The organism is Nocardia sp. NBC_00508 (genome assembly GCF_036346875.1).
Taxonomy (GTDB): Bacteria; Actinomycetota; Actinomycetes; order Mycobacteriales; family Mycobacteriaceae; genus Nocardia.
Window position 1 is genome coordinate 6310704 of record NZ_CP107852.1, and the last position, 14451, is coordinate 6325154.

At 70.0% G+C, this 14451-nt stretch carries 10 protein-coding genes; 7 read left to right on the plus strand and 3 right to left on the minus strand.

The window, feature by feature from the left end; translation table 11 throughout:
- Window positions 1–40: 40 nt before the first annotated feature.
- From OHA40_RS28445 to OHA40_RS28465, 5 genes are all read left to right on the plus strand, one after another.
- Window positions 41–1513 carry an MFS transporter gene (locus OHA40_RS28445; RefSeq protein WP_330229918.1) on the plus strand — a complete coding sequence of 491 codons (1473 nt, stop codon included), beginning with the start codon at window positions 41–43 and terminating at the stop codon, window positions 1511–1513.
- A 140-nt stretch (window positions 1514–1653) separates the two neighbouring features.
- Window positions 1654–2523, plus strand: coding sequence for an SDR family NAD(P)-dependent oxidoreductase (locus tag OHA40_RS28450; RefSeq protein WP_442943835.1), 870 nt, complete (start codon window positions 1654–1656; stop codon window positions 2521–2523).
- A gap of 104 nt (window positions 2524–2627) precedes the next feature.
- Complete coding sequence (locus OHA40_RS28455) at window positions 2628–3248, plus strand: urease accessory protein UreF (RefSeq protein WP_330234416.1); 621 nt, start codon at window positions 2628–2630, stop codon at window positions 3246–3248.
- Between the two features lie 25 nt (window positions 3249–3273).
- Window positions 3274–3993: an urease accessory protein UreG gene (gene ureG / locus OHA40_RS28460; RefSeq protein WP_330229919.1), complete on the plus strand. Its 720-nt coding sequence runs from the start codon at window positions 3274–3276 to the stop codon at window positions 3991–3993.
- 9 nt (window positions 3994–4002) lie between these two features.
- On the plus strand, window positions 4003–4659 hold the full coding sequence (locus tag OHA40_RS28465) for an urease accessory protein UreD (protein WP_330229920.1): 657 nt from the start codon (window positions 4003–4005) through the stop codon (window positions 4657–4659).
- A 144-nt stretch (window positions 4660–4803) separates the two neighbouring features.
- Here OHA40_RS28465 and OHA40_RS28470 read toward each other — a convergent pair whose 3' ends face one another.
- Together OHA40_RS28470 and OHA40_RS28475 are read right to left on the minus strand one after the other, a co-directional pair.
- The gene (locus tag OHA40_RS28470; protein ID WP_330229921.1) at window positions 4804–5709 is read right to left on the minus strand and encodes a hypothetical protein; all 906 of its coding nucleotides are present in this window, start codon (window positions 5707–5709) and stop codon (window positions 4804–4806) included.
- A gap of 115 nt (window positions 5710–5824) precedes the next feature.
- The gene (locus OHA40_RS28475; protein WP_330229922.1) at window positions 5825–7258 is read right to left on the minus strand and encodes an NAD(P)/FAD-dependent oxidoreductase; all 1434 of its coding nucleotides are present in this window, start codon (window positions 7256–7258) and stop codon (window positions 5825–5827) included.
- Between the two features lie 229 nt (window positions 7259–7487).
- Between OHA40_RS28475 and OHA40_RS28480 the strand changes: the two genes are divergently transcribed.
- Complete coding sequence (locus tag OHA40_RS28480) at window positions 7488–8984, plus strand: cytochrome P450 (RefSeq protein ID WP_330229923.1); 1497 nt, start codon at window positions 7488–7490, stop codon at window positions 8982–8984.
- A gap of 407 nt (window positions 8985–9391) precedes the next feature.
- On the opposite strand, the gene OHA40_RS28485 is transcribed toward OHA40_RS28480, so the two are convergent.
- Complete coding sequence (locus OHA40_RS28485; RefSeq protein WP_330229924.1) at window positions 9392–10237, minus strand: tat pathway signal sequence; 846 nt, start codon at window positions 10235–10237, stop codon at window positions 9392–9394.
- Between the two features lie 599 nt (window positions 10238–10836).
- Here OHA40_RS28485 and recC point away from each other — a divergent pair.
- Window positions 10837–14211: an exodeoxyribonuclease V subunit gamma gene (gene recC, locus OHA40_RS28490; protein WP_330229925.1), complete on the plus strand. Its 3375-nt coding sequence runs from the start codon at window positions 10837–10839 to the stop codon at window positions 14209–14211.
- Window positions 14212–14451: the final 240 nt, after the last annotated feature.

The following is a 14451-nucleotide window of genomic DNA, read 5'->3' on the forward strand; positions in this document are numbered from 1 at the left end:
TCATGCGTACGACGTACGCGCCAGTGAGAGGACGTTCGGAATGACAGACGTGCGGGCAGAGGGGACGGCGCCGACCACGGTGGGCTCACGCCGCGCCTGGCTGGGCCTGGCCGTCCTGCTGCTGCCGGTGCTGCTCGTGTCGATGGACATGTCGGTGCTGTTCCTCGCGCTGCCGACGCTGACCGTCGACCTGGATCCCTCGGCGGACCAGCAACTGTGGATTCTCGATATCTACGGATTCTTGATCGCGGGCCTGCTGATCACCATGGGCAACCTGGGCGACCGGGTCGGGCGGCGCACCATCCTGTTGGCGGGCGCCGCGGTGTTCGGGATCGCCTCGGTGATCGCGGCGTTCGCGCCGAGCGCGGCCGTGCTCATCGCGGCGCGGGCGCTGATGGGCATCGGGGGCGCGACCTTGCTGCCCTCCAGTCTGGCGCTGATCTCCAACCTGTTTCCCGACGTGCGCGAGCGGGCCGCCGCGATCGGGGTCTGGACGGCGTTCTTCGCCGGCGGCTCGGCCGTCGGACCCATCATCGGCGGGGTGCTGCTGCACCAGTTCTGGTGGGGCTCGGTGTTTCTCATCAATATCCCGGTGCTGCTGATCCTGCTCGCATTCGGCCCGTTCGTGCTGCCGGAGCATCGCGCGGGCGTGCTGGGACCGCTGGACTTGCCGAGCGTCGCCTTGTCCATCGGCGGCATCCTGCCGGTGGTCTATGGCATCAAGCACGCCGCGACCCAAGGCATCGATGCGCAAGCCGTCGTCCTCGCGCTGATCGGCGCCGCGCTCTCGACCGTCTTCGTCCGCAGGCAGCGACAGCTCGACGAACCACTGCTCGACCTGCGGTTGTTCGCGAGGGTCCCCTTCTCGGTGGCGATCGGCTCCAGCCTGATCGGCATGATGTCGCTGGCCGGTCTGAGCTATCTGACCAGCATCTACCTGCAGTCGGTGACCGGCCGCACGCCGCTGGCAGCGGCGCTGCTCGGCATTCCGATGGCGATCGCCGTGTTCGTCTGCTCCATGGGCGGAGCGCGGGTCGGGCACCGGTTCGGGGCACTCGCCACCTTCGTATTCGCGCTGCTCGCCTCGGCGGTCGGCAACCTGATGCTGCTCGGCGTCGGCGTGCACGGCGGGCTCTGGTGGTACCTGACCGGGTCCACCATCGCGGGAATCGGCTATGGCCTGGCCTTCACTTTGGTGTCCGACGTGGCGGTGTCCTCGGTGCCGCCGGAGCGGGCCGGATCGGCGGTGGGCATCTCCGAGACCAGCTTCGAGTTGGGCAATGCACTTGGCCTCGCGCTGCTCGGCTCGCTCGCGGCGCTGATCTTCCGGTCCGGCGGTGACTACGCGGCCACGCTCGGCGAGACCATCCAGAAGGCCGACGGCGACGCGGCGCTGATCGAGTCGGCACGCGAATCCTTCGTCAACGGGATGCACATCGCGCTGGCCGTCGGCGCGACGGCGCTGGCGGCGATGGCCCTGATCGCCCGGTTCGCCGCATCCGCGCGGCGCTGATCCGGCGCACCGGTGTCGATCTGCGCATCGCCGCTGACCTCGCCCGGCAGGACCGGCCGCAACTCGTGCGGGACCGGTCACAGCCCAGGTGATCACCCGATCCCGGGGTGAGCGGCCGGATCCGGGCTACAGTCGAATTCGTGAACCACACCCCGGCCTCGAACAACGGGCGCCCGATCGCCGAACGGGTGGCGACGCGGCTGCTGTATCCCACGTCGCGGCCGCAGGAAAAAGCGTTGCGCGCCGCGGTCGATGGCCAGATCGTGCTGGTCACCGGCGCATCGCACGGAATCGGCAAAGCCAGCGCGCGCAAACTGGCCGCGGCGGGTGCGACTGTCCTGCTCGTCGCACGCTCCGCCGATGAACTCGACCGGCTGGCCGCGGAGATCACAGCGGCGGGCGGGGTCGCGCACGCCTATCCCACCGATCTCACCGACATGGACGCCGTCGAACGCCTCGGCTGCGCGCTGCTCGACGAGCACGGCCGCCTCGACGTGGTGATCAACAACGCGGGCAAGTCGATTCGCCGTCCCATCGACGAGTCCTACGACCGCTTTCACGATTTCACTCGCACCATCGACGTCAACTATCTCGGCCCGGTTCGATTGCTGCTCACGCTGCTGCCTGCCATGTGCGCCCGCGGCCGAGGCCACATCGTCAACATCTCCACCTGGGGCGTGCGTGTTCCGCCTGCCCCACGCTGGGCGGCCTATGGGGCGTCCAAGGCCGCGTTCGATGTGTGGTTGCGCAGCGTCGCGGCTGAAGTGGTGTCCGACGGTGTCACGACCACCTCGATCTACATGCCGCTGGTGCACACCAGGATGAGCGCGCCCACCGACTTCAGCCGTGTTCCCGGGCTCACCGTCGACGAGGCCGCCGACCTGGTCTGCCAGGCGGTGACCGCCAAACCGCGCGAGATCGCCCCCTGGTGGTCGGCGCCGGTACAGGCGTGGACCGATTTGACCCGCGGCCGCGCCCAGCGATTCATGGAACGCGCCTTCCGGCGTTGACGCGCACCACCGGAACGTCCGCGAAACGGCAGGGACACTCCCGGACATAGGATCGACGGGTGCGTGAATCTGGTCCGACCGGTCCGGCTGCGTCGAGCCTGACGATGGTGCTCGCGCTCGCCGACTCGCGGCTGCCGATCGGTGGGCACGTGCATTCCGGCGGCGTGGAAGAGGCCGTCTCCTCCGGCCTGATCCGCGACGTGGCAACGGTGGAGCTGTACCTGCGCCGCCGAATCCGGACCACAGCTCTGGTGGCCGCATCGCTGGCCGCCGCGGTGTGCGCGGGCGAACTCGATCCGGCGTGCGCCGAGGCGGAGGCCGACGCGCGCACACCCGCGCCCGGCGCCCGAGCGGCGTCTCGTGCGCAGGGCCGCGGCCTGCTGCGTCTGGCCAAACAGCTGTGGCCTGAACACGAGTGGTCGCCGCTGGGCCCGACACCGCACCTGTCCACGGTTTTCGGTGTGGTCGGTGCGGCCGCCGCGGTGCCGCCCCTGGAGACCGCGAGTGTCGTCGTCTACACCACGCTCACCGGCGCGGCGACCGCCGCCCAGCGCTTGCTGGCCTTGGACCCCGCCGCGATCGCCGCGTGCACGATCCGCCTGGCCGGCCTGTGCGACCGCATCGCCGCGGAGGCGGTGACCGGTCTTGCCGCGGTATCCGATCCACTGCAAGACGTGCTCGCCGAGCGTCACCTGCGCCGCGACATGCCCCTGTTCGCCAGCTGAAGCCCCGAGAGAAGGAGATCACGCGATGCCCCCGCACCTGATCGACGGTGAGCCGCACGACCATAGTCACGATCGGCCCAAGCGGGCTCGCACCCCTGGCGAGGCGCTGCGCATCGGCATCGGCGGCCCGGTCGGTTCCGGCAAGACCGCTCTGGTGGCCGCGCTGTGCAGGCAGCTGCGCGGCGAGCTGTCGGTGGCCGTCCTGACCAACGACATCTACACGACCGAGGACGCCGACTTCCTGCGCAGGCACGCGGTACTCCCCGACGAGCGGATCACCGCCGTGCAGACCGGCGGCTGCCCGCACACCGCCATCCGCGACGACATCACCGCCAACCTCGACGCCATCGACGATCTGATCGCGGCCAACCCGCCGCTGGATCTGATCCTCGTCGAATCCGGTGGCGACAATCTCACCGCGACCTTCTCCTCCGGTCTGATCGATGTGCAGATCTTCGTCGTCGACGTAGCGGGCGGCGACAAGGTACCGCGCAAAGGCGGTCCCGGCGTGACCTTCTCGGATCTGCTGGTGGTCAACAAGACCGATCTCGCCCCGCTGGTCGGCGCGGATCTGGGCGTGATGGAGCGCGACGCCGCGCGGGTGCGTGCGGGCCGCCCGACCGTACTGGTCTCGCTCACCGAGGACCCGGCGGCGACGCCGGTGCTGGACTGGGTCCGCGAGCGATTACGTGCGGTGGCAGAGCAGGACCGGGCGGACACCGGCGAATCCGCTGTCGCGCATTGAGTTCCGCTGTTGCGCACCGAGGTACGGATCGTCGCCACCGCGGCGGCGCTCCCGGAGATCCACGCGAGCGGTGGGCTGTCGGCTCGCCGCACCGGTCCACGGACAATTCATCTGATCGGCACCGCCGCCACACCGCTCGGTGGTGACGAGCTCGACATCGTCGTCGTGGTCGCGCCCGGCGCCGAACTGACGGTGCGCTCGGTCGCGGCGACGCTGGCGTTGCCCGGCCCTACGACGCCGCTGTCGTTCGCGCGGTGGCATCTCGAGGTCGGCAGCGGAGCAGCGCTGGATTTCGATCCCGAGCCGATGATCGTCGCGGGTTCGGCGCGGCACCACACCGTCACAACTATCCGGCTGGCCTCCGATGCCCGGCTGCGCATGCGGGAACGTGTCCAGATCGGACGCACCGGCGAGGACTCGGGCGAGTGGCGAGGAGACCTGGTGGCCGACGTCGGCGCGATCCCGCTGCTGCGCCATCGCCTCGCACTGGGCGCGGGCACACCGGCCGACGACGCGCTGTCCGCCCCGCGCGCCGTGGAGAGCGAACTCGTCTATCCAGACGGATGTGCAGCGGCGACAACCGGTTTGACGCAGACCCGGCTGCCGCTGGCGGCTGGTGGCAGCCTGTTCACCCGCACCGGGCCGTTGCTCGCCGTCTCCGAGTGAGGCGCAGGAGGGATCGAAGATTGCGGCCCGGTAGGGGTGTAATCCGATCGAGCGCGGGAGAAACAAGGAGGGGTGGGAGCCCGACAGTGTCGTCGGACTCCCACCCCTTGCGGGAGTCCCCCTCCCTCGGAAGCACCGTTCCGGTCAACCGTTGGCCTCCTCCGGCGCCGAGTCGGCGTCGGGGGCCGTCTCGGCGGACTCCGAGGGCATGTCGGCGGATTCCGGGGGTGTGCTGAGGGCCTGCGGGGGAGCGCTGAAGGCGTGTACCGCGCCGAGCGCCGCACCGACGCCCGCGCCGATGGCCGCGAGGGGAACGGCCATGAGGGCCGCGCCGTACGCGGCGCCCATCGGACCCGCGGCGAGGCCGATCGGCGCGAACGGCAGGCCGATGGCCCCGCCGATCACACCGCCGACGGCGGCCCCGAACAGCGCGAACGGGCTTGCCACCGCCGCGCCCGCGGCCGCACCGATGGCCGCGGCGCCCACGGTCTGGCCCGCGATGCGGTCGGACCTGGTGCGCTCCATGCCAACCGAGTCGAGGAATGTCGCCATATTGGCCTCGGCTACCGCCGCGCTGTCATTGAGCTGGATCGCCTGCTCCCGGTAGAGCCATTCCGGTGAATCGACTTGCACGTCGCCGAAGCGCAACTTGTGCGGCGGCGGCGCGATCGGTGGCACCGGAGCGACCGCAACGGGCAGGTGCAGCGCCTCTAACGGAGCCAGGTATTTCTGCTCCGGCAGCGGCCGTGCCCACTGCAGCGAACTCAGCGTGTCCTCCGGAATATGCAGCCCCTGGTACGGACGCACATTCGGCGCCTCGGCCGCGGGCCATTGCTCCGACCGATCGGTTGGGTCGGACTCACCGGTCTGCTCCGTTTCGCCGGGCCACTCCGATTGGTCGGCCGGGGGCGCCGGGGCGGAGGGATCGGGCTCTGCGTTCGCGGTTCCGGTTCCGACCAGCGCGAGGACCAGGGGAATCGCCCCCGCCACGACGATCGAGCCCATCTTCTGTCGACGCGGGGCGGCTGCTCTGTGCTTGCCAGTGCCCATAGATCACCTTTCATCCGGAAGGAGACTTCGACGCCCCACATTCGGACTCGCTGGCAACCTGGATTGGTCGAACTCGCTATCGCACCCCGAATTGAAATAACTGTGTGTTTGCTACTCAGCCCGCTTTGACGTCGGTGTGGGCCTTGTCCACCGCGACCCTGCTGTTGGTGGAGGTGCCGAGTGCGGCGGCCAACTGTTCGGCGTCCTGGTCGTCGCTGGTACTGATGGCCTCCAGGGCTAGTCGCGCGAACACCCACTGCTCGGTGGCCGCCATCTGTCCGCGGCTGCGGCCGAGGAAGGTGACGAACCACTGGATCACGGTGATGATCCGGCTGCGGTACCCGACCAGGTAGTACAGGTGTAGCGCCAGCCAGGCCAGCCACGCGATGAACCCGCCGAACTCCAGCTTGCCCACCTGGCACACGGCGCTGAACCGCGAGATCGTGGCCATGCTGCCCTTGTTGAAGTACTTGAACGGTTTCCGTTCCTGCGGTGTCTGGCCGCTCAGGCCTGCCTTGATCTGCTTGGCCGCGTAAGTCGCGCCCTGGATCGCGCCCTGCGCCTGACCGGGCACGTTCGGCACCGACATCAGATCGCCGACCACGAACACGTTCGGGTGGCCCTTGACGGTCAAGTCGGGCTCGACCACGACCCGCCCCGCGCGGTCGATCTCGGTGCCGTCGGACTGCTCGGCGATCATCTTGCCCAGCGGGCTGGCCTGCACGCCCGCCGACCAGACCTTGCACGCCGACTCGATGCGGCGGATGGTGCCATCGGAGTCCTTCACCGTGACACCGAACGCGTCGACGTCGATCACCATCGCGTTGAGCTGGATCTCCACGCCCATGTTCGTCAATCGTCGTTCGGCTTTGCCGCCGAGCTTCGGGCCCATCGGCCCGAGCACCGCGCCCGCGCCTTCGATCAGCACCACGCGCGCGTCGCGCGGATCGATATTGTGGAAGGTGCCCTCCAGCGTGCGGTCGGAAAGCTCGGCGATCTGCCCGGCAAGCTCGACGCCGGTCGGGCCGGCGCCGACGATGACGAAGGTCAGCAGCCGGTCGCGCTCCTCCTGAGTGGTGGCCAGCTCGGCCTGCTCGAACGCCCCGAGGATCCGTCCGCGCAACTCCAGCGCGTCATCGATGGTCTTCATGCCGGGCGCGTAGATGGCGAACCGGTCGTTGCCGAAGTAGGACTGCTGCGCGCCGGTCGCGACGATCAGACTGTCGAACGGGGTGGCCGTGGCCTTGTCGAGCAGGCGCGAGGTCACCGTTTTGTTGTGCAGGTCGATATCGGTGACCTCGCCCATAAGCACCTGCGCGTTCTTCTGCTTGCGCAGCACGAGCCGGGTGGCGGGCGCGATCTCGCCGACCGACAGGATGCCGGTGGCGACCTGGTAGAGCAGCGGCTGGAACAGGTGGGTCGAGGTCTTCGAGATCAGCGTGACATCGACGTCGGCGCGCTTGAGGTGCTTGGTGCCGAACAGGCCGCCGAAGCCCGAGCCGATCACCACCACCCGGTGACGACCGTTCCCGACAGTCTGACTGCTCATCGTGTTGCTCCTCGATGGACCTCGGGGCCGTCCCCGGCGACACTTTCTGACACGCCCAACCGTAGCCGCCGCGCCGTGCAGCGTCACGACGAGATCCCCGTTCCTGGCGTGTTGCGGTGCGATGTCTCACCGTCGGCGGATCGCCACGGGGAGGATCGTTGCGGCGGAACCGGCCGAGCGGACGCGGCCGTAAGCCTACGATGGACTTTGTCGTTCAGGGAGGTTCGCCATGGTGGCCGGTGACCGCGCGCTCGGTCGACAGCCCAGCGTGCAGGCCGAATCGGAGAACGTCGCGCTGATCGAGGCCCCGCACGATCATCTGATCGACCGTGCGCTGGGGTTACTGCCGGAACGGCGGCAGGTGCTGGCCACGCCGCCGCGCGGCAGCGACACGGTCGCGGTGCGCGGCGATGCCGGATTGCCCTATCTGGGCCGGGCACTGCACTACATGCGCTGGGGTCCGGCCGAGATGATGGAACGTTACCGCCGCTACGGGCCGGTCTCGCTGAACACCTCGCTCGGCGTGGACCGGGTGCTGGTCGCAGGGCCGGACGCGCTCGACGAAGTGCTCGGTCACCGGCGCCGCGACTTCGGCCAGGGCTGGGACTATTTCATCGGTCCGTTCTTCCGGCGCGGACTGCTGCTCCTGGAATTCGACGAGCACAAATTCCACCGCCGGATCATGCAGCAGGCCTTCACCAGGGACCGGCTGGAAGCGCATTTGGCGGCGCTGACCCCGGTGGTGCGCGCGAGCATCGCGCGGTGGGTTCCGCAGCGGGACAACGCCGAACGCACCGTGCGGCTGTATCCGACGATCAAGGAACTGACCCTCGACATCGCTGGCGAGACCTTCATGGCCGTCGACGTCGGCCAGCGGCGCCGACAGCTCATCGACGCGTTCGTCGACTGCACCCACGCCGGGCTGGCCATCATCCGGCACTCGGTGCCCGGCGGAAACTGGCGGGCCGGGCTGCGCGGCCGGAAGGTGCTCGAGGAGTACTTCACCGCGATGCTGCCGCAGAAGCGCCGCGCCGAATCGCCGGACTTCTTCTCCGGGCTATGTCACGCACGCAGTGAAGACGGCGGTGTCTTCGGTGACGCGGACGTGGTGAACCACATGATCTTCCTGATCATGGCCGCGCACGACACTACGACGACCACCGCCACCGCGGTCGCCTACTACTTGGGCAAACATCCGGACTGGCAGCAGCGGGTGCGCGCCGAGGTACTCGGCATGGACGAACGGCTCGGCGACGGGCCGCCGACCATCGCGGATCTGGACGGACTGCGTGATCTGGACCTGGTCGTGAAGGAAAGCCTGCGATTGATGCCGCCGGTTCCGGGGTTGTCGCGTCGCGCTGTGCGCGACACCGAGATCGCCGGGCACTACATTCCGGCCGGCGCTCCGGTCGACCTCGCCTACCAGGTCAATCACCTGCTGCCGGAGTTATGGACCCACCCCGAGCGATTCGACCCCGAGCGGTTCGGCGAGCAGCGCCGCGAGGACAAGTCGCACCGCCTGGCCTGGATGCCGTTCGGCGCGGGCGCGCACAAGTGCATCGGGATGCACTTCGGCACGTTCGAAGTGAAGACGGTGACCGCCGCCCTGGTGCGTGAATACGAGTGGCACATCCCGGAGAAATACCGGATGCCCTGGGGATTCACCACGATTCCCTTCCCCAGGGACGGCGCACCCATGACGCTGCGCAGGCGCTCGGCCACCTGAGTGATTCGCACCCTCCCGGCCCCTGAGGGCGCGCGCCGCTGGCGCTGGCAAATCACATAGTCCAGCCGATTCACGCATTGCCGGCCCCGTCGGGTGCGAGTCTTACGAGCGCCGTTCGCGGCCCGTCTCGCGTCCGAGTGACCGAAGTGCATGCGCCGTAGGCGCGAGTCTCGGTTGCTCGGACGCGAGACTTCCCGGGGCCGTGAACACGCAGCGCCGCAGGCGCTGCAAATCAAACACAGTGTGCGAGTCTTACGAGCGCCGTTCGCGGCCCGTCTCGCGTCCGAGTGACCGAAGTGCATGCGCCGTAGGCGCGAGTCTCGGTTGCTCGGACGTGAGACTTCCCGGGGCCGTGAACACGCAGCGCCGCAGGCGCTGCAAATCAGACACAGCGCTGCAAATCGAACTCAGCGTCCGGCGAGCAGCATCTCCGCGACTTTGGTATCCGTGTCGGCGCCCTCGGTGTAGCCGGCCGCGTCACCCAGCGAAGTCATGATGGCCAGGGTGTAGCGCTCGCCCGGTCCTGCGAAGCCGACCGAGTTGACCACCCATCCGCCTTCCTCGGAGGACCAGCCGTTCTTCAGGCCCGGCCGCATCTTCGCGCCCGCACCCCATACGCCCCAGTGCTGGTTGGAGTCGACCGCGCGCATCCGGTCCACCAGGTAGTTGCGGTCGTCGGGGTGCATATGGTTGAGAATGTGGTCCATCAGCCGGTCGAGGTCGGCGGCGGTGCACTTCTGGAACGACCAGTCCGGGAACAGCGCGGTATGGGTCGGCTGCGGCACCAGCGTGGACATGCCGTTCGCGCGGAAGGCATTGTTGAACGCCATCCGGTCGATGCCCGCGTACTTGGTCCACAGCAGGTCGGCGGCGCCGTCGTTCGAGGTGGCCAGCATCGATTCCAGCAGGCCGCGGTCTTCCGGAGGCAGCGCGATCGCGCCGACCCGCGCGCGGTTCAGCAGATCCGCGGCGATCGCGAGCTTGATCGTGGACGCGGTCCAGACGGCGTTCTCCGCATGAGCGTTGGCGTAGATTCCGCCCGATACCCGGTCGCGCACGACGTAGCCGGTGACACCGGGGCGGCTGTTGAGGTAGGCGTCGGCGGCGGCGATGCGACTGCTCATATCGCAGTCGAAACCGGCCAGGCATCCCTGGGTATGCGTGAGCGGTGCCGCACCCGCGATCGGGAGCGTGGCGGGCAGGCTGGGGGCGAGGATAGCCGTGGCGGCGAGGACACAGGCGGAGGCGGCCACGCGGGGAACGGTTCGGGTGGCGGAGGACGGATAACGCACGAGGGACCACGATCGCACATCGCGGGTCCGGACGCACGTCTTGAGCTCGGGTCCGGATTGTGCTAATCGGGCGTCTGCGTACTTGCGTCGCACCGGGTTTCGGTCGTCGTCGCAGGCCAGAGCGGTTCAGCGGAACGCGGCGCGCAATTCCTCGACCGTGCGTCCGTTGAGGCGGTAGCAGTGCTCGAACGCCTCGGTGTGCCGGTCCCTGGGCCAGGAATGGAGGACCACGGCACGACCGTAGTGGCGCGAGTTGACGAGCTCCCAGCAGTCACCGACTCGGCGGACCGTGAATCCGCCTCTCGGAACCAGGGGAATCACCATCGCATCCATGAACGCGAACCAGCCTTTCGGTGCAGCTCTCGTCCCTCCCCGGTGCAGCACTGTCGCACATCGGTCGCGCGGAACCCGCGTGACACGGCGGAGTATTCCGTTCTCGTGTGGTCTATTTCACTCGCGTCGCGATGGGGCGGTGCGGTTGCGCGTCGGTCGCCGGGCGTATAAACGTGCACGAAGTCCGAGGCCAGCGCAGCCCGACACCATCGACCGAGAGGGCGCAGATGCCGCTGCACATCCACCGTGCCGAGCACGCCGACGTCCTTGCCCAGGCGCTTGCCGGAATGCTGGCGTCGCCGCCGGAGGACCCGTTCGCGGCCGAGGTGGTCGCGGTGCCCGCCAAGGGCGTGGAGCGCTGGCTGACGCAGACGCTCTCAGCGGTTCTCGGGGCGGGCGACGCGGCCGACGGCGTCTGCGCGAACGTCGCCTTCCCGTCACCCGCCGCGCTGGTCGGGGAGGTGCTGGCCGCGGCGAGCGGGGTGGCCCCCGAGGACGACCCGTGGGCGCACGAGCGGGTGGTGTGGACGCTGCTGCGGGTGATCGATGCGTCGTTGTCGGAGCCGTGGTGCGCCGTGCTGGCCAGGCATCTGGGCGCGCGGACCGTGGCGGGCCGAGAGCACCGCGTGGGTCGGCGTTACGCGACCGCGGCCCAGCTGGTCGCGCTGTTCGACAGCTACGGCGCTCAGCGCCCCGCGCTGATCACCGAGTGGGCGGCGGGCCGGGACACCGACGGCGCCGGCGCCGCGGTGCCCGACGACCTGCTCTGGCAACCCATGCTGTGGCGCAGTCTGCGTTCCGAGATCGGGGCGCCGAGCCCGGCCGAGCGGCTGGACGCGGCCTGCGCGCTGTTGCGCGCGCAGCCGGATCTGGCCCTACTGCCCCCGCGGCTGTCGTTGTTCGGCGTGACCAGGCTTCCCAGCGATCAGCTCGCCGTGCTCTCGGCCCTGGCGACCGCCCGCGACATCCACCTCTGGCTCGCGCATCCGAGCCCGGTCCTCTGGTCGCGTGTACGTCGCATGCCAGCGGCGCGTACCCGCGTCGAGGATCGCAGCGCCACGGCCGTGTCGCATCCGCTGCTGGCCGGGCCGGCCCGTGACGTCCGGGAACTCCAGCAGCGGCTTGCCGAACTCGCCGCCACCGGCACCGACACACACCATCCCGTCGCCACGGATCGAACCGATAGCGTCGCGCCGGACGTGAATTCGCCAACGACATTGCTGCACGCGTTGCAGGCGGGCATCCGGGACGATCGATGGCCGCCGGTGCAGGCAGCCGCCGGCGCGGACGGCACCGTGCAGGTGCACACCTGCCACGGCCCCGCGCGGCAGGTCGAGGTGTTGCGAGAATGCCTGCTCGGGCTGTTCGCGGCCGATGAGACGCTGGAGCCACGCGACGTGCTGGTCATGTGTCCCGAGGTGGAGGCGTACGCGCCGCTGGTGCGGGCGGCGTTCGGACAGCGGACGCCCGGATCGCCGGAGGTGCAGGGTGATTCGGAGCATCCGGCGCACCGGCTGCGGGTGCGTCTTGCCGACCGGGGGCGTGGGGTGACCAACCCGCTGCTCGCCGTGATCGGGGTGCTGCTGGAGCTGGCCGACGGCAGGGTGACGGTGACCCACGTGCTCGACCTCGCTGCCGCCGAATCCGTCCGGCGCCGTTGCGGATTCGACGACGACGATATCGAACGGCTGCGCGAGTGGGCGGCCGAGTCGGGCGCGCGGTGGGGGATCGGGCAGCGCCAGCGCGAGGCGTTCGGGCTCGCCGACTTCGCCCAGAACACGCTCAACAGCGCGGTGGACCGGATTCTGCTCGGCGTCACCGCCGGCGAAACCTCCGAGGACTGGCTGGATCTCGCGCTGCCCTTGGATGACGTGGACAGCAACGACGTCGACTTGGCCGGACGCTTCGCGGAGTTCATCGATCGGCTCGCGGTGTGCCTGCGCGACCTGCGCGGTCCGCGGCCCGCGCGGGAGTGGACGGCGGTGCTTGGCCACGCGCTGGATCTGCTGACCGACGTGCCGGATGCCCAGGCGTGGGTGCGCACCGAGGCCAAGCAGGAGCTCGCCGCCGCCACCGAGCACGCGGACGGCGTGCCGTTGCGGCTGGCGGACGTCGGGGTGCTGCTGCGTTCGCGGCTGGCCGCGCGGCCGACCAGGGCCAACTTCCGGACCGGGGAGCTGACCGTCTGCACGATGGTGCCCATGCGATCGGTGCCGCACCGGGTGGTGGTGCTGCTCGGCCTCGACGACGAGGTGTTCCCGCGCGCGAGCGGCGCGGACGGTGACGACGTGCTGGCCAGGCAACCGCTGCTGGGCGAACGGGACCCGCGCAGCGAGGACCGGCAGTTGCTGCTGGACGCGGTCCTCGCGGCCCGTGACGCGCTGCTGGTGTTCCACACTGGCGCCGACCCCGTGACCGGGGCGTACCGACCGCCCGCCATCCCGGTCGCCGAGCTACTGGACGTACTGCGGGCTCATGTCGGCACCGCCGCGATGGACGCGGTGGTCACGCGGCATGCGCTGCAAGACTTCGACCGCCGCAATTTCCGGGCCGACCGCCCGTTCAGTTTCGACACGGTCGCGCTGGCCGGCGCGCACGCGGCCGGCCGGCCCGCACAGCCGCGTCCGCCGTTCCTGCCCGCGCCGCTGCCGGCCGCCGAAACGGCGGACGTGGCACTGGCCGACCTGATCTCGTTCGCCGAGCACCCGGTGCGCGCTTTCCTCTGGCAGCGCCTCGGCCTGCGCGTCCCGGAGCACGAGGAGGACATCGCCGAGCGGCTGCCCATCGAACTCGACGGTCTGGCCAAGTGGGAAGTGGGCGAGCGCCTCCTCGCCGCACGCCTGACCGGCGCGGACCCGGTGGGCCTGCGGGCGGCGGAATGGCGGCGCGGCACGTTGCCGCCCTTCGGTTTCGGCGCGGCCGTCCTCGACGAGGTCGAGCACACCGTGGACCGGTTGGTGCGCGCCGCACAGGCGGACTACGCGGGCGCCGCGCGTGCCGTGGACATCGCGGTGGATCTGGGCAACGGACGCAGGCTCACCGGCACCGTGCCGGAGGTGCGCGGTGAAACCCTGGTCCGCACCACTTTCTCCCGGCTCGCCCCGAAACATCGGATCGGCGCGTGGGTTTCGCTGCTGGCGCTGGCCGTGACCGAGGATAGGTCGTGGCGCGCGGTGAGCACCGGCCGTGGCCAATTCGGCCGTCCCGCATGGCGGTGCGAGCTCGCCGCGCCCGAGATGCCTGCGGCCAGGGAGATCCTGCGCGAGCTCGTCACCCTGCGCGACGCGGGGCTGACCGAACCGCTGCCGGTCGCGCCCACCGCCACCGCGGTTTACGCCGAGCGCCGCTTCCGCGGGGCGAGCACCGACGACGCGATCGCGGCGGCGGAACGTGAATTCAACGGCGGCCCCAATGGTCCCGGCCACTTCGGCGACCACACCGACCGCCATCTGCGCTACGTCTGGGGTTCGGCACCGCGGCTCGACGACCTCATGGCGGCGCCCGCCCCCGCGGGCGGGCCGGGGGAAACCACCCGCTTCGGCGAGCTGGCCCGGCGCATCTGGGCTCCGCTGCTGGCCCAGGAAAGCCAGGGGCAGCCGTGACCGGTCATGCTGCGGCCGGTCTGCGCCACCGATTGCGAGCGGCTGGGTGCGAAGGGGTGGAATACACCGCCGCGGCGCGTGTTGGTCGCCCCTCGGCGGTCGAGTGCACGGCAGAATGGCAGCTCGGACAGTCGCGTTCGGCCGCATCGACGAACCAGGCCCGCGCGGCGTGGCCGGTCCACCGCGTGCTCGCGATGTCCGCGGACCGCGTGACGTCCGGCCACGCAGGAGGGAGGCACG